Origin of the sequence: Lactiplantibacillus plantarum (genome assembly GCF_014131735.1) — a bacterium.
In the GTDB taxonomy this organism is placed as follows: Bacteria; Bacillota; Bacilli; order Lactobacillales; family Lactobacillaceae; genus Lactiplantibacillus; species Lactiplantibacillus plantarum.
Genome location: NZ_CP039121.1, coordinates 1,071,486 through 1,093,464 on the forward strand (window position 1 = coordinate 1,071,486; position 21,979 = coordinate 1,093,464).

Sequence of the window (21,979 nt, forward strand, 5' to 3'; positions counted from 1 at the left end):
AGTTTGTAAAACATTATGGTGAATACGTAAAGAGATGTAGCAACTAATATCCGTATTCAGAAAGGAACTGGCTACTGCGTTCTTCGTTAGTAGACCATGCATCAAAGCGAACAATTGAAACACGTTGTGATTTTTCTATCTTACTAAGTTCTTGTTTCAGTTCAGTGATTGTTAATTCTGATTGAATTGCAATCTGAAAGGGAAATATTTGAACTCATTTATCTGGAGATAGATTCTCTAAAGTTGTTCGAATGGCCACTGCAAATTCAGAGTTTAGATCTTTTTCTGGATTAAAAGTTACTAAATAGTTATTCATTAATATCACCTCCTTGCAATCATTATATCGCAGGGGGCAGTGAAAGGAGGTGAGAGCGTGATTAGTATGATCATGGCACTTATTGGGCTTTATTTGGTTATTATTCACGCAACCGTTTATCTCGAATGGTTGAAATGGTTTTTGCTAAGTCTGGGTATTTTAGCTGCTTTGCTAACTTTGACCCTTCTTGTAAAAGGATATCTTCCATTGTGATAAAAGCGTCATCGTATTCTGTATCTGCGTCCTCAAAATCAGTATTGTCATCTTCTAATTCAAGCAAGTCCATAAAAGCACGAAAGAACTTAGGAAAAATCTCAGCACTTTTTGATCCCAACAAATGTGTGTGACTTGAAATCAAATCTAAATACTTACCGCGAGCGCTTAAAGACAACTCACTAGGCAATATATCTTCCGGGGGTGTTATTAAAAGTAAATTGAAATATGGCACATAAAGCTTTTGGTACCGCTCACGTAACACATCATATTTTCGTTGGTGTGCTTGTGTGTTTAAACCAAAGAAATAGGATATTGCAACGGCAAACAAAGGAATACTGGCAGATACTATCTTCACTAATGCAATTGAAGCAGATGCCATTAGATTCATTTTTCCACCTCGTTGTAAGGCGGAAAGTCGAAGAAGTCGTGGACACTGATACCGAGGGCAGAACAAAGTGAATGCAATAGATCTACTTTTGGAACACTCTGCCGGTAAATGAAAGAACTCACCGTTGATTGAGTAACTCCTGCTAACGTGGCCAAACGATTAACGGTTAAATTACGCTCGCGCATAAGATCATACAAGCGTTGAATTATTAATTCTGATTCAGTCATAAAAGATCCTCCAAACGTGTTTGCGTTAATCGTAAAACAAATTCATTTAAAAAAGTTACGCTGTTGCGTTGACATTTTACGCAATGGCGTTATAATAAAAGCATAGTTACGCAAATGCGTTAACTCTAAGGAGATGAAAACATGATTGGCTCAGAAATTAAAAAAATTCGTTCCAAGCTTGGCTGGACACAAGCAAAGCTAGCTGATGCTGCGGGCGTATCACAGAGTACTGTAAATACTCTTGAGAACCGAACAAAGCATCCTGATGCTGTAACACTAAATTTACTTGCAAAAGCAATGGGTGTAACTGTGGATGACTTATTAGAACCAAAGGAGGTGGCCAAGTAATGGAAGTCACACAAGAACAATTGCACGAAATGGTCCAATCAGAGGTAAACGCAGCTATTGCCGCCAAAAGCCTAGCACCAGTCAAAGCAAGAAACACTGCTTGGATGGAGCTTAAAAACGATATTTCGAAATTTGTCAACGAGAAGTACGGTAAGAATCCAAAAGCTTATTCATTGTCAGACGCAGTTAAAACGATCATTAGGTTCCATTTAGGTGTGTCTAACGTATATCAAATTAACGAGAGCAACATTGATGAAGCGCGTCGAATATTCGAGTTACTAAAAGCAAATATTTAATTTTCAAAGAACGGAGGAAACAAAATGACACATCTATCACGAACTACATTAATCAATGCACTAGCAAAGGTTAAACCAGAAACACCAAGGGTAATGTTTGAGGCACTAAGCGATAAAGCACTAGATGCTGAATTTCGAGCAGTAACGGCCGAGTATAACGAGCAAGCTAGCCAACTTATGTCAGTTTCATATTAGGAGGTGCGAACATGTCAGATACGATATTGATTCGGCATGAGGCTCCAAAGGGATTCCAATTCATTAGCGAAGAAGAATACGAGAAGTTCCAAGCCTGGAAGCAAGCACAACGTGGTATTCGTACTTGGAAGCTTAAAGATTTGGCCAAGTATAAATACGGAACTAAATCAACCGAACGAGCCTCACGATATTTAACCAAGCATCGTCATGATTTGGACATTGAACAGGGTGGCTTCATTGATTATGTGAATACCCATAACGGCTGGCAGATTCCAGCAGCTGAGATGATCGATTACCTATTAGATCATCCCGATTAATTTAAATTATAAGTGAATTACATGGAAAGGCTATATAAAGCCCTTTCCAAAATACAGAGGTGTAGGTATGAAGAACAAGTTTGCAGAGCAATTGTCATTGGCATTAGGTAAAAATAAAACACTAACACAGCAGCAGATTGCAGATAGGACGCATGTTTCTCCCGGACAATTGTCCCGGTTGAAGAGTGGATCAAGAAGCACTGATCCACAAATTAGGAAGTCGTTAGCAAATGTAATTAACGATTTTTGGCTTAATTATTCTGGTGCTCGTGAGAATTTCGGAGTGCTGTCATTTCAGAATGACAGGCGTCTAAAGGGTGATATGTTCTCAGCCCTAATGCGTCAGAAGAAAGAGCAGCAAGAACGAGAGGCAATGGAAGCCGAGTTTGAGAACGCTATTGCGATTAACCCAAATGATCGGACACCGGCGCAGCAGCTAGTTATTGAACGTTATCCACGTGAATATGCAGAAGAGATTAGCGCCGAGATAACTGATTTGGCTAAGAAAGCTGAGTATGCCGGTATCCCAATGGATAAATTGCAGGAAGTAATCGATAAAGTCAACCAAGAAAATGGCTAGGAGGAAATAGCAATGATTGAAGGAGCATTAGTAGGCTGCGCGTTAACTGCATTGTGGTTCAAGCGTCATGAAGTTGCTAGTTGGTTTGGAATTTAAGGAGATGAAGACGATGAAATTTACATTCCGGATCGGAAACGTGCTTTACAAACAGATCACGATTCAGGAGTTAGATAGTCTTTTTAATACGTTTAAGGAGGTTGAACGAATTGGAAGTACGCAAAGTATCGTCAAAGCCTAAATTTGAGTACGAAAAAAGCTGCTCGAGTATTGGGAGTACCCGTGCAGCTAAGACGCTTAATAAATTTATTTTCGAGTTCTATTGTACTCCGAAACTGTCACTAAGACAACGTTTGGTACGGAGGTGGGCGAAATGATACCAACACAGGCAGATTTAAACGAGCATTGGCAGCAACGTAACGACTCACGTGACTGGGTACTTGACGCAGATAACTATTGCTACGATGGTGATGAGTTCGACAAGGCACAGTTGTTTCAAGATTACATCGATAACAATGACTTTGAGCAGTGGGCGACTGATATGCAGGCCGATATGTTGAGCGCCATTTGTATCGTCACTTTCGGTTCGACTGACGTTAGCGTGTTATATCCAGATCAAGGTGAGGAGCCAAATTGGCAATGGTTGATTGATGTGTTTGGTCAGTCCCGTCTATGGGACGAGCTACTGGCACACATCGACACAGACACGATGATGACACGTCTGGGCTATAACTGGGTATCAGAGGAGGAAGAAGCATGAGTAATGAGTTAGTTACGATGGTTAATAACAATATTGAGGATATGAAGAATAATGAAGGCTTGTCATTACCACCTGATTATTCAGTAGGGAATGCATTAAACAGTGCTTACTTGATTTTGAGTGATACGTCTAAGGGCCAACCATTACTTGATAAGTGTGACCAAGGATCAGTTATCAAGGCATTGATGAACATGGCAATTCAAGGATTGAGCCCAGCTAAAAACCAATGCTATTTCATTCCTTATGGCAACCAGTTAGTCATGCAGCGCTCCTATTTTGGCTCAATTAGCGTTGTAAAGCGTCTTTCAAACGTTAAGGATATTCAGGCACAGGTTGTCCACAAAGACGACACGTTCAAGATTGGTGGTGAAAATGGAGTATTGGTGGTTAAAGAGTTCGAGCCAAGCTTTGAGAACCTAGACAAGCCAATCATTGGGGCATTCGCATGGGTCGAAGATCTGAACGGCAACCGGACATACACGGTTATGACAAAGAAGGACATCGACACCAGTTGGAGCCATGCTAAGACGAAGAAGGTTCAAAACGAGTTCCCAGAAGAGATGGCTAAACGGACTGTAATTAATCGAGCTGCCAAGTTCTACATTAACAGTTCAAGCGACAACGATTTGTTCGTGCAAGCAGTTAACGACACGACGAGTTCCGAGTACGAAAATGATGATCCGAAGGATGTAACACCGACTAAAAGGTCATTGGTGGCTGACGTAGAGGAGAATAAAGCCGAGAAGGTAGAGTCTGTCGAACCAGTCAAAGAACCCGTTAAAACAGCTGTAAAGGAGGCACCAAGCAATGATCAAGAACCTGCCAAAGACGGGGCAAACCAGCAAAACCTCTTCGACAACCTCAATGATGTTGGATCAGAAGCTGACGCCGAATAATTATTATGAGAACTGGACTGATCGGGCCTACATGTCGCCGACGGTGTTTAAACGGTTTCTAGCATGTGAAGCAGAAGCGTTAGCCAAGTTGCAGGGTAAATGGGAGCCAGTTATGAACTCAACGGCGCTAGTCGTTGGAAATTGGCTTCACAGCTACTTCGAAAGCGAGAAAGCTCATGCCAAGTTTGTTGATGAACATCCAGAGGCAATTTCAAGCCGGGGCCCAAGCAAGGGCTACCTAAAAAAGGACTTCAAAATTGCTGAATCCATGATTGAAGCCTTATCTGACGATCATGATTTTAATCTTCTTTATCAAGGCGATAAAGAAGTGATTGTAACTGGTGAAATCGGTGGTTATCCCTGGAAGGGCAAGATTGATTGCCTCAATTTGAAACAAGGTTACTTCGTTGATCTAAAGACGACCGCTGATATTTATAAGGGTTATTGGAATGAAGAAAGCCGTGAACGGGAACCATTTGTTTATGCGTATAACTATCAGCTTCAAATGGCCGTGTATCAGGAACTGATTAAGCAGCAATTCGGTGTGATGTGTAAACCGTACATCGTGGCAGTAAGCAAACAGGATCCACCAGACAAGCAGGCTATTGATTTACCGGAGTACCGACTTACTAATGCTATGAACCAGATATTGGACTCTCAACAGCATATTCAAGATGTCATTAAAGGCGAAGCAGATCCTATCCAATGCGGACATTGTGCTTATTGTCGTAGTACCAAAAAGTTAGAGAGCGTCGTTAGTGCAGACGACTTACTCATAGATTGACTAAACAGAATTGGCTTGAACAGCAGTGACTGAATCCACCGAACGGGTGAAAGGCCCATTAGTAAAGGAGGGACGAATTTGGATTACTTCAAGCAACGACGAGCGTACCGCAATTTTAAAATGTATGAAGCGAGTGTCTCTAACGGCCAAAATAATCTGTATCGCGAGTTATTAGACTATGCGAACGATGAAGGCAAGTTGGACGTTCAGTTTCGCATGAAAAATTCGGCATTACTCAGTCTGACAGGACTATCCGAACCCGGCCTCGATAAAGCACGCAACTCATTAGTGCAACTAGGACTAATTAAATACGTTAGAGGCAAGAAAAATGTGAAACCGCCTGAATATCGCATTATTAATTTATATAGTAGGTCAGCTGGTTACCCAACCAGTAACCCAACTACAAGTCATAAAAGTAGGCCAACTGGTTTAGATAAAGTAGGTCAACCGGTTGGGCAAGGTGGAGGTCAACCAGTAGAACATAAAGAACTTACTAGTACTGACCCTGACTTGACTGATACTGACTCTTATGATGATGACGCGGGTGTCACGCGCGAGCAGGTCATTAACGATTGGACCAACCTGTGGGGATTTCCAAATGGTATTGCCCGACCTGAGATTGATGAATGGCTGGAAGAGTTCAAGCCTGAGGTGATTGCCTATGCAATTTGGGTTGCTGGAGAACATCAGATTGGATCTAATGCATGTTTGAAATACGTTCGTGCAATTGTTGCGGGTTGGAAGAAACGAAATATTACGACGTTAGAGCAGGCTAAAAAGGCTGCTGCTAATCATGACGACCGCATGAAGAGCGAAAGAAAACCTAGTGGCTATTCAAAACCACGCCGTAAAGAAGTTACGCCAAAGTGGATGCAAAACGGCGCTTCTCAGGCGGATTCTAAGCCAAATTCAAGTGATAACCAGCAGGACGATATGAGTGACGATGATTTTCTAGCGCTCATGAACAGTCAGGAGGAAGCTAAATGAATTGGGGTAATCAATTAGTCAATTTAGCCGCTAACCATGCCTATGAACCGGCCGCGTTGCATTGGACTAAGCAGCGTATGAAGCGGCATTTAAAGGCTGGCGGTAGCGCGCAAGATGAAGTGTGCGCTCATGAGTACAAGCTATTTGCACTCGAGGTTTTAATTATTGAATATCAGCGGGATGGCTTAAATTTTGATTTGACCCAATGTTGGGGTAAGCCAGCCGAGTATTTTATTGATTTAGAGCAAGCTAGACAAGGATTGCAAACGGAGGTGAGCGCATGACTGAAACACAGGTGCTAGTAATTAACGCTGATCTACCCGATATCGATCACCCACTAGCAATCGGGCCCGAACCGGAAATGTTTAAGCTCGCGCAACATAACTACAAATCTGGTGAATGGCCGTTTCCAGTTAGACTTGTGAAGCCTGGAACTAAGGTAAGCAGTGATGCGGCCTACCTAGCCAGTATGAAACAAGATCCGAAGCAGGGAGAACGTGAAGATATTAAAGCCATTCGGCAAGCACATAAGCATGGCAAACATACGCTTAGAGAACTAGCTGATAGTACGGCAATTGAATTAAATCGGGTAAAGGATTTAGTCCATAAATACAGCCTGCCACTGACTAACGATTACTGGCGTGCTGAGAAGTATAACAATCCTGATGAAGTAATCGCCTATCAAACACTGGCGCGATTATGTAAGAGGATTGATGCTCCAGAGTTTTCGATTAGACAGGCCAGTATGTCTAACGGGGTCGTTAATGGCTATTACATTAGCCGGGTGCCGAAAGTATGAGCAAAGTCGTGATTAAGGGCGAACTACCTAGCTTAAATGAGTACATCAAGGCTGAACGGGCCAACAGATACGCCGCAGCTAAACTAAAGAAGCGGTACACGGCCTTATGTAGTGTATATGCGCGAGCAAGTCGGAATTCCGGAGTTGAATTCAGTTGGCCTTGCAAGCTTAAATTTACGTGGTACACAAAGAACAACCGAAAAGATGCGGACAATATCGCGTTTGCTAAAAAGTTTGTGCTTGACGGCTTCATGAAAGCTGGGCTCCTAGGTAATGACAACCGCAAGCATATCACGGGGTTTCAGGACGAATTTGCAGTTGATAAACGAAATCCGCGAGTAGAAATAGATGAAATTACGGAGGACGAATAAACATGATTGATATGAAAATTGACCAGTATCATCTGACTAGTGACAAATACGAAGTTAAGGTTAACAGGATGTCATTAGACAGCCATGGGCATCCGGTAACTAGCTACGATGAAAAGTCTGGTATTAATCGGCTGGTAGAAGTACCCCTAGCACACTGTAAAAACGTCGATGACGCATTGCACTGGCTTCGTGGGTATTTAAATCCGGACCGGTAGTGAACGCATTACAACAGTGGATCAGTTAGCCAGAGAGAGCCAAAGAATTGAACGGCAGTTTGATGCGTACATTAAAGAGCGCGTACCGGAAGGATTGTGAGTTATGCCTAAACACACTAAGAAGCGTTCAACGATTAAACGGAAGCACCGGCGCATGAAGGAACACGCCGAAGCAAACAAAAAGCCGCCCGTTAAGGCGACCAGTCACGGGACCACTCGAATGACCGTTGTAAGTATAACATAAAAAAGCGCTGCCATCGCTGACCGCGCTACAACTAATTCCGAATAAGTTAATTATAGCATACGAAAGCGGAGGGGCGCATGATGGGCGAACAGCAAGTTATTTCAGATGAAATTTTTCCACCAATTGACCAGGAGAAAACAATTAAACAGGTGCGGCGGTTCCTGGATAAGAAGTTACCGCAAGCAGTTCGGGCGTCCGGCCATTCGGTCGCTGATCTAAAATCGCCTAGCATGGATGGCATGCCTAAGTCGGCCCCAGCTGGTAACTCGGCCGAGGATCGGATTACACGCCGCCTGTACGCTGAGCAAATTGTCCGACAGACTATTCAGGCCATGGCTCGCTGTGATCATGAGTGCCAGGAGATATTAGATCGGCTATATTTACAAGGTTACAGCGACACGATGTGCTACATGGATATTGGCTACAGCAAGACTCAGTATTTTGATCGCTGGAAGCCATTGGCAATGCTGCAGTTTGCACAGAGCTATTACCTAGAAGACCTGAATATTTATCAAAACCGGACTCAGACCGGACTTTAACCGAACTTTTTCCGAACTCAAGCCGGACTTCATAGCAATAAATTGGTGGTAAATTAGTATTATCGATAATTGGTTAGGGCGACAAATAAACGTTTTTCTGATAGCCCTAGCCGTTTTATATGGCGGATTAAGGTAAATATGGTATTTATTATGCTGTATGTTGTTCGATTCCATATCGCCACTTTAGACGGGCACAGGTGTACAATTTGTGTTGCCTCCTTGATTAAGTTGATATGATGGCCCGTCTATTAAGCAGATATGATCTAATTGGCAAGATGGCGGTCTCCAAAACCGTCTATGTTGGTTCAAATCCAGCTATCTGTGTAGCCGGCGGATTTATAAGGGGTGATGCGCTCCTCTCTGCCGCCGGTGTAGTTTATTAGTTTAGCAGCCTAGATACTCACGAATTTCTTTGATTGCTCAAACTAAAATCCTTCAAACTGCTCTCGCTTTTTAGCGGGAGTTTTTGTATAGTTAGAGTAAATTAATTAAGAATGTGGTGAAGTATATGAGACATCCTAGTAAAATCTTAAGGCCGGAGGTTGATAGTTTTGGTGTTGAAGCAATCGACGAACGTTATTCGGAGATGAATGATAGCTATAACGAAAAGAAATATGGTGAGTCGGTTAATTATGCTCGAAGTATGGTGGAATCAACTTGTAAATGGATTTTTAAAACAATTAAAGGCTACGAAATTGATAAGGATAGGTATCATCTATTACCTGAACTTGCTCAAATAACGTTGCATGTATTAGAATCTGAATTATCCTCGCAAGAACACATAACTAAGATATTCAATAAATTGATTGCCACGATTGTTGAGATAGGAAGTCTTAGAAATTCGACATCTGTATCTCATGGATCATCTGTACGAACAGAATCTGTAACATCTGTTGAGGCTAGATTTGTTATATTTGCAGCAGAAGATATAACTTTGACTTTATTGGATCTTTTATTCAATAAAACACATTCTTTAAAGAGAAATGCGGTACATTCTGTTATTGATCCTAAGGGAATGACAAAGCTTCGTGAAGACGATAGTTTTGTTACCTATAAATTAGACGATAACGCTTCTTTGGGTACAGGAACTGAATTTACAGTATTCAAGAATTGTAATGTTATTTATCAGGCGGTTGTTACCTTGCCGAAATGGGTCGATGCTAGTTCAGATCAAGAGTTTATGTCTGAACATATGCGAGATTATATGGAAAATGATGCAATAGAAACAGGTAAAAAGGGAATTAGCGGATATATGTATTATTCTGCTAAAAAGGATTTTATGTATGAGGTACAAGTCGAGGGTAATGTAATTTATATCACTAATGTTTAACTTTATATTGGTAAAATTCGAGAATAGTTTCTTTTTTGAGAAATAATGTTAAATAGAAATCAACGTCCCTTGGGACGTTTTTATTTTACGTAAATTTAGGAGTGGTGTCATGGTAGTAATGATTCACAGCAAATATGGGTACGAGCCGCCTGAATGGGTGCAGGCTGATGCTCGGCTAGATAGGTGGTACAAGGATAAGAAGCGTCGTGCTAAACAGCATGGCGCTTTTCGTTTGGATAAAAATAATGAGGAAGCAATTATGAATTTTGGTGAAGCAATTAAGGCGTTGAAATTGGGTAAGCGTGTTGCACGTAAGGGTTGGAACGGCAAAGGCATCTTCATTAAATTGAAAAAGGGAGAACCTTTGAACACTCCCAATAATCGTTTTAATGAGGTTATGACTCACGATTTCATTTATATTGACACGACTGGGCTACGCACGAACAATCCGAATGCACCTATGGATCGAGTTCCATGGTTAGCTAGTCAAACTGATATGCTAGCTGATGACTGGGTCGTGGTCGAATAACGATGACTAATTCCAATTAACGGAGGTGTGGTGGTATGTAATGACAGAAAAGTATGAGCAGGCTGAACAAGACTATATGGCTGGTATGAAGTACAAGGACATTGCTACTAAGTATGATGTTAGCTTAAATACTGTCAAGTCGTGGAAGGGCCGTTATGGCTGGCAACGTGGCAGTGCTAAAAAGAATGCACCCACTAAGTCAAAAATGGTGCACACAAAAGCCAAAAAGGGTGCACCTAAAATAATCGATGAACTAGAGGCAAATAGTAAGCTTACAGATAAGCAGAAACTGTTCTGCCTCTTTTATTTGCAACGTTTTAATGCAACATGGGCTTACATGAAAGCTTATAAATGTGATTATGATACTGCCATGCGTTCAGGAAGTAGACTGTTGAGAAATGTTGAGATTAAGAATCAACTTGCGGAGCTGAAGCAGCAGCAGCGTTCCGAGCTACTAATAACGATTGATAACATCACTCACGAGTACGCTAAGCAGGCGTTTGCTAGCCTTGGTGATGTACTAGATTACAAGGTACACGAAGAATTAGTGACAGACACCGATGGCAACGTGTTCCTTGATACTGATGATAACCCAGTCAAAAAACACGTTGCTGATATATACTTGAAACCGAGTAATCAGATTGATTGGTCACTGGTGCAGGATATTCATCGCGGTAAGGATGGCTTGGTGGTCAAGTTGTACGATAAGCAAAAGGCATTGGATAGCTTGTCTAAATTGATTGGTGCTGACGATGGTAATGCCAACGAACAGAAAATCCGCAAGCTTAAAGCTGACGCGGATATTGCGGAGGCTAAAGCTCGCATTATGAATGCCTCAACCGATAGTACTGAAGCAAAAGTTTCTGAATATCTGGATAAATTGGATGACGTCCTAGGTGGTGATAGCGATGGCAATTAGTGAGCTATATACGCCGAAACAAGTTCAAGTGCTGAAAACCTTGCGGCGGACGGACTGGCGACTACTGATAAACTATGGTGCTGTTCGGTCTGGTAAAACTGTCGTTGATAATGACGCCTTCTTGATGGAACTGCGGCGTGTTCGTCAGGTTGCTGACAAATTAGGGGTCAAGGAACCAATGTACATTTTAGCGGGGTATTCAAGCAAGTCGCTACAAAACAACGTATTACAGGAACTGACGAATAAATATGACATTAACTTTCAGTTCGACAAGCATAACTCTTTCACACTGTTTGGCGTGAAAATTGTGCAGACGTTTACCGGGTCTATTGCAGGGCTGGGGGCCATTCGTGGGATGACCTCGTTTGGGGCGTATATTAACGAAGCTAGCCTTGCTAATGAAGAGGTATTCAATGAAATCCTTAATCGGTGCTCAGCACAAGGTGCGCGAATTATTTGCGATACGAACCCAGACGTTCCGACTCACTACTTGAAAGCCAGCTATATTGATAACGATGATCCTAAAGCAGGAACCGTTAGTTTCCATTTTACAATCGATGATAATACCTTTTTGCCCCCACAATACGTTGAACATCAAAAAGCGGGTACGCCGTCCGGAATGTTTTACGACCGTGCAATACTCGGTCTATGGGTATCTGGTGAAGGTATGGTGTATAAAGATTTTAATAAGGACGAAATGATTATTCCACGGGCTCAATTGCCAGCAGACTTAACTTACTATGCGGGAGTCGACTGGGGCTATGAACATAAAGGAACGATTGTTGTCATGGCTGATGATCGAGTTGGCAATACTTATTTGATTGAAGAACATACACGTCAGTTTGAAGAGATTGATTACTGGGTAGAGATTGCAAAAGATATTCAGCGTCGCTATGGCCGAAATGTTAAGTTTTGGGCTGATAGCGCGAGACCCGAACACGTTGCACGCTTCCAACGTGAAGGGCTCAAGGCGTTCAATGCTAAAAAATCGGTTTTATCAGGAATCGAGTCGGTGGCTAAGTGCATGAAGCAAGGCCACTTTTTTGTTATCAAAGAAGCAATTGATGCGTTCTTAGATGAAATCTATCAGTATGTCTGGGATGAGGCTACGGGCTTACCCGTCAAGCTTAACGATGACGTAATGGACGCGTTACGGTATGCCGTCTATAACACACACGAACGGCTCAAGGCACGGACAATTAAGAAGCCAAAGGGATTAAGAGGATAGGAGGTGAGCGGATGCAGTATGATTTGAACAAGAAGCGCGGGTCCAACGTTGCGATTGACCGTGAATTGGCTGGCAATATTGAAAACCCTAGCTTTGATGTAATTAACTATGCTATCAATCAACAACAGCAACGTATTGACCGTTATAACATGTTGGAACACTACTATGAGGGTAATCAGCACATCTTAAGCCGAAATCTTGAGATGGCGGCTAAGTTGGATCGTGCAGATGAAAAGGTAATGACGAACCACGCCAAATACATTACTGACATGATTACCGGCTTTACAACTGGTAATCCGGTATCCATTTCACCGGCGAACGGCAAGGATATTAAAGCCATTACGGATGCTCAGGAGCAAATGGATATTGATTCGCATAATACGGAGATGGAGAAAGATTTAAGCGTGTTTGGGTGTGCCTATGAGCTGCTATACATCAAAAAGGTGTCAGACGCAACTACCGAGTTGGCAATTGAAAAAATTGATCCGCGCGGCTGTGTGCTGGTAACGGATGACACGTTGGATAAAAATCCGCTGTTTGGTATTTACTACGTGGAAAAGAAGGACCTGCTTGGTAATGCTAAGGGTTGTTTGATTACTGTCTATACGGCCCACTGGATTATTCAGTATCGAACCAAGACAGGACGAGTGCTATCAGATGCTAATTTGGCAAGCAAATCTAAGGCCATTCAACATTATTTTAATGGTGTCCCACTTATTGAGTATCGTAATAACGAAGAGCGTCAAGGTGATTTTGAGCAAACGATTAGCCTAATCAACGCCTATAACGAATTACAGTCAGACCGTATCACCGATAAAAAGAACTTCGTGGATGCCTTGCTGGTAGTCTATGGCTTTACCCTAGATGAGGGCGAGGACGGTGAAGGAGCTAACTTGAAGGACGGTATTCTAGAAGCGCCTGGTAAAGGCGACCAGGGTGCTAGCGTTGAATGGTTGACCAAGAGCTTTGACGAATCACAGCTACAAGTACTTGTTAAGTCGATTAAGGATGACATTCATCAAACGTCTTACGTCCCTAACATGAATGACGAAAACTTTGCAGGGACGATTAGCGGTGAAGCTATGAAATACAAGCTATTCGGTTTACTCCAATTGTTAGCGACTAAGCAGCGATACTTAACACGTGGAATTCGCCAGCGTCTACAACTGATGCAGAACATTTTAGCGTTTAAAGGCCAGTCAGTAGATGCCTCCGGAGCGACAATTAATATTGTTCCTGATATTCCAGTCAACATGGCGGATGTCATTAGCAATATCAAGAATGCTGAAGGTGTCATTCCGCAATTGGTATCACTCGGGTGGTTGCCTGGGACAAATGACCCACAAGAGTTAATTAAGATGCTGGATCAGGAAAAGGAGAAAGCACTCAAGCTACAGCAGAAAGCTATGGGCGGCGAGCCTGCCACAGATAACGAGGAGGTAACTGCGGATGATTCTGGCAACGTTTCAATTAAACAAAAAGCAGGTAGTGAGTTATCAGATAACGGGCCACGCGAATAGTGCTATTAAGGGCCATGACCTAGTTTGTGCTGCTGTTTCGGTGCTCGGCCAAGCCATCACTAATGAGCTATCTAACGCCACTATTAAAGAAAATGGTGGCTTGTTTATTGGATTGATTGAGCCCAGTGCTGATAACAAAGTTCTGTGTGAGACCTTATTACACGGACTACAAGATATTTCAGCACAATATCCTCAGAATTTGCAAGTGGTGGTGAAGGGTAATTAACTCAGAATTGAATAAAATCATTAAAACGATTGGTGTATTTGTGATCGTGATAATTAAAATGCTTGGATTAGTTTCGCTTGGATGGAAGCCAATTACAGGCATTTTAATTTTGCTGTATTTGATTTTATAAGCTCGGAGGTGTAGGAGTGGCGGATGACAAACGCAAGTTAAGTTACTGGCAACTGCGAGCCGTTCAGAGCGAACAGAAATCACATGATGCTGCAACCAAACAAGCGACTATCATTGCAAGGGCGTACATGCGTGCTCAGAACTATTTGACTGGTGAGGTATCACAGATATACAAACGATATTTTACGGACGGTAAAGCGACGGAGGCCGAGGCACAACAGATTTTAAACACCAATGTTAGTCCGACTGAGTTAGTAACGTTACGGGCCCTGGCTGATAATGTCAGTGATAAGGAGTCAAAGAAGCAAGTGACTAACTACTTATCACAGATGGCAGCTAAGGGCCGTATTACCAGATTGGAAGAGCTCAAGGCTAAGAGCTACATTGCGGTGAAACAAGCGGCATCTGTTGAGATTGAGAAGTCCACGAACCTTTATACCAAGGTAATTCAAGAAGCACTTGATCAGGCAACTAACGAGAGTATTATAGGTGGCTTTGATAAAGACGTCATTCTTCCGGGCGTGAGCGCTGATAGTCAGCCTAAAATGCACACTAGAACTATCTTTGACCCTAAAACGGGTAAAGAGATGGTAACAGTTAAAGTGAACCCAGACGAACCAATAACACGGTTTAAAGAGTTGTCAGGGAAGTACGTTAAGGCTATATTAGATGCGCCGTTTAAAGGCAAGAACTACTCTAAACGGATTTGGCATAACACGGACCAACTAGCCGACCGACTCAGTGAACTATTCACGGCTCAGCAGATGAGTGGTATGCGTGAGCGTGACATGGTACAAGCTTTAGCTAAGGAGTTTGGAACTAGCAGTTACAATACGCGACGATTGATTAGAACAGAAGCCAACTACTTTCATAATCAAACGAAGCTCAATGAATGGAAACGACGCGGGGTTAAAAAGTACCAACTGGTTGCCGTGCTGGATATGCGGACTTCAAAAATCTGTCGTAGTATTGACGGCCGTGTATTTAACGTAGATGAAGCGGAAGTGAATGTTAATTTTCCGCCGTTACATCCATTTTGCCGAACTGTCGCAATCATCTATTTGTCAGATAGCCAGTACATGATGCAACGGACAGCGAATGATCCAATTACTGGTGAAAAGCTCAAGCTGAAGCCGGATGCTACTTATCAGGATTGGCGCCAGGCAGTAATCTTAAAGCATGGTCCGCAGGCTTTCGATAGTTTAGATAATCGGGTTGGCAATCGTCGGTATGATACTACCCAGTATGATGAATACAAACGGATTTTAGGTGGAGATAACGTACCCGAAACATTCGAAGATTTTCAAACGATGAAGTATAATGACAGTGATAGTTATCAGAACCTGTTGAAAGTAGCGCGCGAGGTTCGGCGCGAACAATTTGCGTTGAACAATGTACACAATTTTGGTGAAGTGCACGGTGTTCCGTATCAACAGGAAGCCAACTCAGTTTTTGACCGTTATGTCGATGGACAACTAGTTACACGAAGATATTATGGTAAGACAGGAAAGGCCCGGCTGGACATTGATTTTACCGACCATGGTAATGCTAAAATGCACACGATTGTGCCACACGCGCATCCCTGGTTACGCGTTACAAAGAAAAATGGCAAGATTGTTCCCCGGCGTGAAGAACCTGGGCGGAAATTAACGATTGCAGAAAGGATTGTGAATAAAGATGGTGGTAAGACGAGTAAAAGCTGATTCGGATCACTTAGAGTCTTTGGAGCAACTTCGATTTGCGTTAGATGTTCGTATGGAGGTTCAAATCAAAATCAATGATGTTGAGTGGTACATTGGCTTTGACAGTGAGGGCAAACGTATCATTTCTAAAGATAATGGTGATTTTGATTATCACTTCAAAGATACTGACGACGTTGATGAGATTCTTGATTATGTAATTGATGGCAAGAAAATCCGTGACCAATGGCAAGATATCGTTATTGTTGCAATGTAGGGCGTTCAATCATTTTGATTGGGCGTTTTTTAGTACGACGAGGAGAACACGATGAGTAAAGATAATTCGGATTTAATGCGTTACACCGAGATGGCAATGAAGGGCTTGACGTTTGACGCTGACACGGAGCAAGGCTTTAAGCTCATGACGGATGCATTTCTAACATGTTATGAGGAAGCACTTAATAAAGGATATGATCAAGTAACAGCAATACAAACCGCCACGATGATCCTTTCGACAATGTTCCATCAGGATTAGCATGGATGACCTGAGCACGTCTCTAAACTACTCAAACTAAATAGCATGCGTGGGTCTGATAATGACGCCACGGTCAATTTAGCACAATGTGTGGGGCTCTTAGAGTAATGCACGGGGTGCTTTTTTTGTGGCCTGAGTTATCGGAAATGCGTGGGCGTGGAGGAATTTAATTATGAAAAAGCTACTCAAACTAAAGATGAATTTACAGATGTTTGCTGACGGTGATAATGGAACTGGCGGGGATGAAGGTAGCAATCAGACGGCTGATAGCACGCCTAACACAATCGACGCCAATCAAAATAGCAACAATGACGACTCTGACCAAGACAATCAGGCAGATACGCCGTTTAAATCGTTTGCTAGTGAAAAGGACTGGCAATCAAGTGTTGATAAGCTGATTGCTTCGGCAATTAAAACACATGATGAAAAACAGGCTAGTGAAGCTCAGCAGCAAAAAGATTACGACAAGATGACTGACCTGGAAAAGGCCAACTATGATAAAGACCAATTAACCAAGCAACTTGCTGAATCACAGCGTCATGGAACTATTGTTGAAAATAAAGCCAAAGTGACGGCTCGACTGGGTGCAGACGATTTGCCGACAGCACTGATTGCGGCTTTTGGTGATGATGTTTTAGCAGATGATAAAGGCATTGAAGCGGCTTACACTGCAATCAGCAAGGCATTTACAGAGAGTTTACAGCAAGCAATCGATAAGCGAATCGCAAGCAGTGGGACCACATTGCCGGGTGCTGATACATCCGCAAATAAATCTGAAGGTGCAACAGCAGCTGAAAAATTAAATAACTCGCAAAAGCCAGCAAAGTCCAGTTTATGGGCGACAAAATAGGGAGGTACTAGATTATGGCTTATGTATTTGATAAAGGAACAGTAGAACAAAAGAATTTCATGGCATCTGAAAAGTTCGTATCATTCTCACGGCAGGTTGATGACACCAGTTACGCGGTGAAGACGGATGCTTTTGGACATAAAGTTATTCCAGCCGGCACGATTTATCCAACTAATGACGCTAAGGCGGAAGGAATCACGATTAACGAAGTGGACGTTACACGTGGCCCTCAAATGGTTGGCGTGATTGTTGAAGGCTATTTATTTGGCCAACGCTTACCAGTGGCGCCAACAGCTGAGGCTATCACGGCATTAAAGAAGATTACTTTCACTGATACGGACGCCGCCGCCAAATCACAAGCCTAATTAAAGGAGGAGAAAACAAATGGCTCAAATTTCAGATTTATTCACGCAACATGATTTAATCGATTTTTCATTGAATCGGCAGTATCCAGCGATGCAAGGTGATGAACTATTCCCAGCAATCAAAGTCAACTCACTAACTGTTGATATCTTGAAACGTCAAAATCGAATTCCAGTGATTGCATCCTATGCGGCTTTTGATAGTGAAGCCGAAATTGGCAGTCGGTCTGCCTCGGGCGCTGCCATCGAACTGGCTTTGATTAAGCGCAAGATGCAGATTAAAGAAAAAGATTTGTATGCGATGCTCAATCCGCGGACGCCTGCAGAAGCTAGCTACTTGCAACAACACGTTTATAACGACTTTGATGTGCTCAATCAAGGCGTTTTAGCACGAATTGAAAAGACCGCTATGGACGTTTTAGCAACAGGTAAGACTATTTTGCCAGATGAAAGTGGTAAACTTGCTGTCCAACTTGATTATCAAGTTCCGACTGAACATCAGGAAGCTTTGACTGGAGCTGCTACATGGGATAACGGCGACGCGGATATCCTTGGTGATATTACGCGCTGGTGCGATAAGATGGATATTACACCAACCCGGGCGCTAACTAGTCGGAAGATTTATCGACTGATTACGACTAATACCAAAGTTCTACAAGCCGTGTATGGTAACTCTACTCGGGCACTTGGACAAGCCGACTTTGACACCTTCATGCAGGCACAAGGTTTACCAATTTTTCGGACTTATGATCAAAAATATACCCAAGTCGGAAAAGATGGCAAGATTACCAAGAGTCGTTACTTCCCAGAAAATCGACTTGTCTTAATGAACGATGACCCGATTGGTAATAAAGTGTTTGGACCAACTCCAGAAGAGTTAGCACAATTCAGTGGCCCAGCGCAAATTAACGCTGTGGGTAATGTTTACGATATGATTTATACCGAAACTAATGATCCAATTGGGACTTGGGAAAAAGCCTCAGCAGTTGCGCTTCCAGCGTTTGCCGCGGCGGATGAGGTATTTCAAGCTCAGGTTTTAGCCTAGAGGTGATTGAGAATGAAGGTTCGCGTTAAAGATTACCCAATTCGGTATAAAGATACTCGGTATAAAAAAGGTGATGAGCTCAGCATTACGCAAGACGCGTTCAATGATGAGCTTTTTGTTTGTCTTGATAAGCAGAAGGACGAGAAAACTGCCGATAATGCTCAGTTAGAAACAGACGACGAAGAATAGAGGATGATCGTATGGCTAAACCAAGCCCACCAGATAAGGAGGGACAATTGACAAGACTATATACGCGATTAGGTGTTGAGAAAGACACACCGGATGCTGCGGTGGTTGATGACATCTTTGATGACGCTGTTCAAACGTGCTTGGATTATACCCGGTCTTCACTCTCGACACCGATTCTAATTCAGGCAAAACGGCTTGCCATTATCATGTACAACGAGCAAGGAACAGAAGGCGAAGCATCGAGGTCAGAAGGCGGCGTTTCTCAATCGTTTGAACTGGGACTACCTAACATAATTAAAACCGCGCTAGCACCTTACCGAGTCGCGAAAACGAGGCGATTCTAATGCGCCTTAGACCAACAGACCTGACAACTGTTTATTTACGACAACAACAATCAGGTCACGATGATGAAGGTAATGTCATTACGGCGGGATGGAGCAATCCAATTGCAGTGAGGATGAACATTCAAGCTGCTGGCGGTTCAGTGAATGCGCAAATCTGGGGCAAAGACCTTAAGTACATTAAATCTGGTAAGTATCAAGGTAATCAGATCAATGAAGGTCAACAAGAAAATTGGGGTGTTTGTGTCAATGTTACTAAAGATAGCGAGCCAGATTACGTTATCAATTCGATACAAACATTCAGCACCCATAAAAATATCACTTTAGAGCAACGTAAACGAGGCGAATAGGATGGCTAAAGTTGAATGGCGTGGCAGTGATAAGCTGAAAGCTCAGCTCAAAAAAATGCCCAGTGTGGTTCACGATGCCATCTGGGATGCTACTTTTGATGTTGTTGAGAAAGCAGAGGGCTATGCAGTCAAAGAACTTCAATCCAGCGTTAAGTATGGAAATGGTGAGTTAGCTCGAAGTATTAAATATGAGGTTGTCGATAGTGATGGCAAGATTGTCGGTCGTGTCTGGTCCGATGACCCAGTAGCGCTATTTCGTGAGCTCGGTACTGGACGAGTGGGTGAGGAGTCGCAAAAAGATTTACCCGATGGATTTACACCAGTGTACAGGCAAACGCCTTGGTTCATTCCTGCTGATGACGTTGATACTGACCTGAGTGAACTGTATGGTATGCCTAAAATCGAAATCGACGGACACACATTCTATCGGACAAGCGGTCAACCCGCCCGCCAGTTTTTAACCCCCGCCGTCAAACAAGCCAGTCGTGAGGCACCAGAGATGATTAAGCAGAGTGTGGAGGCCGCACTCCATAACAAATTAGGGGGTAGTTGATGGTAATTATTAATGTGAAGTCAGTAGTGTATCAAGCACTAACGGCTATACCGGAAATTAAACAGGTCTCAACCACGTACCCAGATAATTTAACGGTGTTCCCAATCGCTGTATACAACACGGCACATAAAGCCTATTTTCGTGATGCTAATCAGCAAGAGTTGCAAACGGAATGGACGATCACAATTGACCTCTTCTTAAAAGAAGGTAGCACAACGGCAATCACGAATAAGCTCATGTCATCATTTGGTGATATGGGCTTTTCAAGCGATGTTGGTGATAGCAATTTAGCGGGTGTGAATCGCACTGTATTACGATTTACTGGTGTTGTTGATAACACTAGTCACCGCGTATTTGAAAGTTGAAAGGATGATTGAAATTGAAAAAGAATTTAACAGTATTTGATTTACAACGATTTGCTGCAGACGCTAGTGCCGGGCTTGCCGGAACAGGGACCAAGCTTGAAATGTCAGTGGATGGCACTAAGTTTGATGAAATTGGCGGTATTAAGACCGTTCCTGACATGGGTTCAGACCCAGAAAATATTGATGTGACTGATTTATCAGATACGAAAAAGAAGTCAGTTCCTGGGATTGAAAATACATCAACGTTAGCTTTTACCTTTGTGTACAAGGGCAGCAACTTTGCAACGGCTTTAACGCACAATGGTGACAATAAGCAATATAAATGGAAGGTCACTTATCCTGATGGGATGACAGCTTCTTTCACTGGCTCATATACCGTCAAAATGGGTAACGTTGCTGTCAACGGAGCACTTGAATACACGATTTCGATTATCGTATCGGACGGACCGGACTTTGCAACGGCCAGTAGTAGCGCCGGAGCTTAGAACCGTCACATTTTATCCAGATAATAATTAACTTGAGTAAGAGACGAGTAGGCCAGCAGGCTGATATGAGACGAATAATAAAAATGGAGGAACTACGTTATGACAGTAAAGAAAGCAACTAAGAAGTTTGAAATGGGTGGATTACAACTTGAATTAAAGTTAACAGGCCGTGATATTTTGAATATTGAAAAACGCTTGGGTAAATCTATGATGTCGCTCTTTATGAGTGCGGATGGCGGAATGAAATTGCCACCATTGAATGAAATGCTTATCGTATTGCAAGGTTCGAACCAAACTCACGGCGTTACTGATAACGACATTTTTGCTGCCTTTGAAAAATATTTTGATGAAGGTCATGCCCCAATGGATTTATTTACAGTGCTAACAGACTTATTCCAGGAATCTGGTTTTTTCGGCAAGACAGCTTCGGCTTCGAAGACGAATACGGAATCGGAAGTCACTCTGGACAACGAACCAACGACCGAGACGACACTTTAAGCAATAATTACCAGACTGTTTCTGAGTTGCTAAGTGCTATTTACCCATTGGCCGTGCAATCTGGGATTGATTCTGACCACTTTTGGGAACTTGATTTTGGTGAACTCATGGTTCAAGTAATCGCAAATAATCGTAACCGTATAGATGATATGCGAATGAGAGCGGTAATGGATCACAAGCAAGCTGAGATGATGGCATTTGCTTTGAACGACCCTAGCAAAATGCCATCGGTTGAAGAGGCTTATCCATTTATCAAAACAGCGACTAGTACATCGTCGGATTCTGTTCCTGAATGGAAACGGGACCAGTTGCTTCTAATGCAGCAATCGCAAAAGATTAAGACAGCCCGAAAATTCAAAAAAACTACATAG

General features: G+C 42.7%; 38 protein-coding genes and 1 tRNA gene. 37 read left to right on the forward strand and 2 right to left on the reverse strand.

Going from position 1 to position 21,979, the window contains the following annotated elements:
• Window positions 1–416 precede the first annotated feature (416 nt).
• A complete protein-coding gene (locus tag E5260_RS04840) occupies window positions 417–920 on the reverse strand; it encodes a hypothetical protein (RefSeq protein WP_003642788.1) in 504 nt (167 codons plus the stop codon).
• A complete protein-coding gene (locus tag E5260_RS04845) occupies window positions 917–1,147 on the reverse strand; it encodes a helix-turn-helix domain-containing protein (protein ID WP_003642789.1) in 231 nt (76 codons plus the stop codon). The genes E5260_RS04840 and E5260_RS04845 overlap by 4 nt, the downstream gene beginning before the upstream one ends.
• A 141-nt stretch (window positions 1,148–1,288) precedes the next feature.
• On the opposite strand from E5260_RS04845, the gene E5260_RS04850 reads away from it, so the two are divergent.
• The 37 genes from E5260_RS04850 to E5260_RS05025 all read left to right on the forward strand — a co-directional run bounded on the left by E5260_RS04850 (window position 1,289) and on the right by E5260_RS05025 (window position 21,979).
• Complete coding sequence (locus E5260_RS04850; protein ID WP_003642790.1) at window positions 1,289–1,495, forward strand: helix-turn-helix transcriptional regulator; 207 nt, start codon at window positions 1,289–1,291, stop codon at window positions 1,493–1,495.
• On the forward strand, window positions 1,495–1,791 hold the full coding sequence (locus E5260_RS04855) for a hypothetical protein (RefSeq protein WP_003642791.1): 297 nt from the start codon (window positions 1,495–1,497) through the stop codon (window positions 1,789–1,791). Before E5260_RS04850 ends, E5260_RS04855 begins: the two co-directional genes overlap by 1 nt.
• Window positions 1,792–1,815: 24 nt before the next feature.
• A complete protein-coding gene (locus tag E5260_RS04860; RefSeq protein WP_003642792.1) occupies window positions 1,816–1,986 on the forward strand; it encodes a hypothetical protein in 171 nt (56 codons plus the stop codon).
• Window positions 1,987–1,997: 11 nt separating this feature from the next.
• The gene (locus E5260_RS04865; protein ID WP_003642793.1) at window positions 1,998–2,303 is read left to right on the forward strand and encodes a DUF771 domain-containing protein; all 306 of its coding nucleotides are present in this window, start codon (window positions 1,998–2,000) and stop codon (window positions 2,301–2,303) included.
• A gap of 67 nt (window positions 2,304–2,370) precedes the next feature.
• Window positions 2,371–2,883: a helix-turn-helix domain-containing protein gene (locus tag E5260_RS04870; protein ID WP_003642794.1), complete on the forward strand. Its 513-nt coding sequence runs from the start codon at window positions 2,371–2,373 to the stop codon at window positions 2,881–2,883.
• Between the two features lie 109 nt (window positions 2,884–2,992).
• Complete coding sequence (locus E5260_RS15425; protein ID WP_257790191.1) at window positions 2,993–3,121, forward strand: hypothetical protein; 129 nt, start codon at window positions 2,993–2,995, stop codon at window positions 3,119–3,121.
• Between the two features lie 132 nt (window positions 3,122–3,253).
• Entirely contained in the window at window positions 3,254–3,640 is a 387-nt protein-coding gene (locus E5260_RS04875) for a recombination system host exonuclease inhibitor (RefSeq protein ID WP_080004359.1), read from the forward strand.
• Window positions 3,637–4,536 carry a recombinase RecT gene (locus E5260_RS04880; RefSeq protein WP_003642797.1) on the forward strand — a complete coding sequence of 300 codons (900 nt, stop codon included), beginning with the start codon at window positions 3,637–3,639 and terminating at the stop codon, window positions 4,534–4,536. The genes E5260_RS04875 and E5260_RS04880 overlap by 4 nt, the downstream gene beginning before the upstream one ends.
• Window positions 4,448–5,320, forward strand: a complete 873-nt coding sequence (locus E5260_RS04885; RefSeq protein ID WP_003642798.1) for a PD-(D/E)XK nuclease-like domain-containing protein — start codon at window positions 4,448–4,450, stop codon at window positions 5,318–5,320. The genes E5260_RS04880 and E5260_RS04885 overlap by 89 nt, the downstream gene beginning before the upstream one ends.
• Before the next feature lie 78 nt (window positions 5,321–5,398).
• Window positions 5,399–6,307 (forward strand): DnaD domain-containing protein, encoded by a 909-nt coding sequence (locus E5260_RS04890; protein WP_003642799.1) that lies wholly within the window; start codon window positions 5,399–5,401, stop codon window positions 6,305–6,307.
• The gene (locus E5260_RS04895) at window positions 6,304–6,591 is read left to right on the forward strand and encodes a hypothetical protein (RefSeq protein WP_003642800.1); all 288 of its coding nucleotides are present in this window, start codon (window positions 6,304–6,306) and stop codon (window positions 6,589–6,591) included. Before E5260_RS04890 ends, E5260_RS04895 begins: the two co-directional genes overlap by 4 nt.
• Window positions 6,588–7,106 (forward strand): hypothetical protein, encoded by a 519-nt coding sequence (locus tag E5260_RS04900; RefSeq protein ID WP_003642801.1) that lies wholly within the window; start codon window positions 6,588–6,590, stop codon window positions 7,104–7,106. The genes E5260_RS04895 and E5260_RS04900 overlap by 4 nt, the downstream gene beginning before the upstream one ends.
• A complete protein-coding gene (locus tag E5260_RS04905; RefSeq protein ID WP_003642802.1) occupies window positions 7,103–7,477 on the forward strand; it encodes a hypothetical protein in 375 nt (124 codons plus the stop codon). The genes E5260_RS04900 and E5260_RS04905 overlap by 4 nt, the downstream gene beginning before the upstream one ends.
• 2 nt (window positions 7,478–7,479) lie before the next feature.
• Window positions 7,480–7,692 carry a hypothetical protein gene (locus E5260_RS04910; RefSeq protein WP_003642803.1) on the forward strand — a complete coding sequence of 71 codons (213 nt, stop codon included), beginning with the start codon at window positions 7,480–7,482 and terminating at the stop codon, window positions 7,690–7,692.
• Window positions 7,693–7,795: 103 nt separating this feature from the next.
• Window positions 7,796–7,936: a hypothetical protein gene (locus E5260_RS04915; protein WP_003642804.1), complete on the forward strand. Its 141-nt coding sequence runs from the start codon at window positions 7,796–7,798 to the stop codon at window positions 7,934–7,936.
• 77 nt (window positions 7,937–8,013) lie between these two features.
• The gene (locus tag E5260_RS04920) at window positions 8,014–8,475 is read left to right on the forward strand and encodes an ArpU family phage packaging/lysis transcriptional regulator (RefSeq protein WP_003642805.1); all 462 of its coding nucleotides are present in this window, start codon (window positions 8,014–8,016) and stop codon (window positions 8,473–8,475) included.
• Between the two features lie 252 nt (window positions 8,476–8,727).
• Window positions 8,728–8,799, forward strand: a tRNA-Trp gene (locus E5260_RS04925).
• Window positions 8,800–8,983: 184 nt separating this feature from the next.
• Window positions 8,984–9,805 carry an abortive infection family protein gene (locus E5260_RS04930; protein WP_003642806.1) on the forward strand — a complete coding sequence of 274 codons (822 nt, stop codon included), beginning with the start codon at window positions 8,984–8,986 and terminating at the stop codon, window positions 9,803–9,805.
• Window positions 9,806–9,914: 109 nt separating this feature from the next.
• Window positions 9,915–10,334: a DUF2829 domain-containing protein gene (locus tag E5260_RS15630; RefSeq protein WP_003642807.1), complete on the forward strand. Its 420-nt coding sequence runs from the start codon at window positions 9,915–9,917 to the stop codon at window positions 10,332–10,334.
• Window positions 10,335–10,374: 40 nt separating this feature from the next.
• A complete protein-coding gene (locus tag E5260_RS04940; protein ID WP_003642808.1) occupies window positions 10,375–11,253 on the forward strand; it encodes a terminase small subunit in 879 nt (292 codons plus the stop codon).
• The gene (locus E5260_RS04945) at window positions 11,243–12,481 is read left to right on the forward strand and encodes a PBSX family phage terminase large subunit (protein WP_003642809.1); all 1,239 of its coding nucleotides are present in this window, start codon (window positions 11,243–11,245) and stop codon (window positions 12,479–12,481) included. The genes E5260_RS04940 and E5260_RS04945 overlap by 11 nt, the downstream gene beginning before the upstream one ends.
• Window positions 12,482–12,492: 11 nt before the next feature.
• A complete protein-coding gene (locus tag E5260_RS04950; RefSeq protein WP_003642810.1) occupies window positions 12,493–14,001 on the forward strand; it encodes a phage portal protein in 1,509 nt (502 codons plus the stop codon).
• Window positions 13,970–14,227, forward strand: a complete 258-nt coding sequence (locus E5260_RS04955; protein WP_013355737.1) for a ribosomal-processing cysteine protease Prp — start codon at window positions 13,970–13,972, stop codon at window positions 14,225–14,227. The genes E5260_RS04950 and E5260_RS04955 overlap by 32 nt, the downstream gene beginning before the upstream one ends.
• Window positions 14,228–14,373: 146 nt before the next feature.
• Window positions 14,374–16,059 (forward strand): minor capsid protein, encoded by a 1,686-nt coding sequence (locus E5260_RS04960; RefSeq protein ID WP_003642814.1) that lies wholly within the window; start codon window positions 14,374–14,376, stop codon window positions 16,057–16,059.
• Window positions 16,034–16,312: a hypothetical protein gene (locus tag E5260_RS04965; protein WP_003642815.1), complete on the forward strand. Its 279-nt coding sequence runs from the start codon at window positions 16,034–16,036 to the stop codon at window positions 16,310–16,312. Before E5260_RS04960 ends, E5260_RS04965 begins: the two co-directional genes overlap by 26 nt.
• A gap of 51 nt (window positions 16,313–16,363) precedes the next feature.
• Entirely contained in the window at window positions 16,364–16,570 is a 207-nt protein-coding gene (locus tag E5260_RS04970) for a hypothetical protein (protein ID WP_003642816.1), read from the forward strand.
• A 172-nt stretch (window positions 16,571–16,742) separates the two neighbouring features.
• Window positions 16,743–17,420 carry a capsid assembly scaffolding protein Gp46 family protein gene (locus E5260_RS04975; RefSeq protein ID WP_003642817.1) on the forward strand — a complete coding sequence of 226 codons (678 nt, stop codon included), beginning with the start codon at window positions 16,743–16,745 and terminating at the stop codon, window positions 17,418–17,420.
• A gap of 14 nt (window positions 17,421–17,434) precedes the next feature.
• Window positions 17,435–17,785, forward strand: a complete 351-nt coding sequence (locus tag E5260_RS04980) for a hypothetical protein (protein WP_003642818.1) — start codon at window positions 17,435–17,437, stop codon at window positions 17,783–17,785.
• Between the two features lie 19 nt (window positions 17,786–17,804).
• Window positions 17,805–18,827 carry a major capsid protein gene (locus tag E5260_RS04985; RefSeq protein WP_003642819.1) on the forward strand — a complete coding sequence of 341 codons (1,023 nt, stop codon included), beginning with the start codon at window positions 17,805–17,807 and terminating at the stop codon, window positions 18,825–18,827.
• A gap of 12 nt (window positions 18,828–18,839) precedes the next feature.
• Entirely contained in the window at window positions 18,840–19,016 is a 177-nt protein-coding gene (locus tag E5260_RS04990; protein WP_003642820.1) for a hypothetical protein, read from the forward strand.
• An 11-nt stretch (window positions 19,017–19,027) separates the two neighbouring features.
• Entirely contained in the window at window positions 19,028–19,360 is a 333-nt protein-coding gene (locus E5260_RS04995; protein ID WP_003642821.1) for a phage head-tail connector protein, read from the forward strand.
• Window positions 19,360–19,707: a hypothetical protein gene (locus E5260_RS05000; protein ID WP_003642822.1), complete on the forward strand. Its 348-nt coding sequence runs from the start codon at window positions 19,360–19,362 to the stop codon at window positions 19,705–19,707. The genes E5260_RS04995 and E5260_RS05000 overlap by 1 nt, the downstream gene beginning before the upstream one ends.
• A gap of 1 nt (window position 19,708) precedes the next feature.
• Complete coding sequence (locus E5260_RS05005) at window positions 19,709–20,260, forward strand: HK97 gp10 family phage protein (protein ID WP_003642823.1); 552 nt, start codon at window positions 19,709–19,711, stop codon at window positions 20,258–20,260.
• A complete protein-coding gene (locus E5260_RS05010; protein WP_003642824.1) occupies window positions 20,260–20,625 on the forward strand; it encodes a hypothetical protein in 366 nt (121 codons plus the stop codon). The genes E5260_RS05005 and E5260_RS05010 overlap by 1 nt, the downstream gene beginning before the upstream one ends.
• Before the next feature lie 8 nt (window positions 20,626–20,633).
• A complete protein-coding gene (locus tag E5260_RS05015; protein ID WP_003642825.1) occupies window positions 20,634–21,110 on the forward strand; it encodes a phage tail tube protein in 477 nt (158 codons plus the stop codon).
• Between the two features lie 99 nt (window positions 21,111–21,209).
• Entirely contained in the window at window positions 21,210–21,608 is a 399-nt protein-coding gene (locus tag E5260_RS05020; RefSeq protein WP_003642826.1) for a DUF6096 family protein, read from the forward strand.
• Between the two features lie 53 nt (window positions 21,609–21,661).
• Window positions 21,662–21,979 (forward strand): hypothetical protein, encoded by a 318-nt coding sequence (locus E5260_RS05025; RefSeq protein ID WP_003642827.1) that lies wholly within the window; start codon window positions 21,662–21,664, stop codon window positions 21,977–21,979.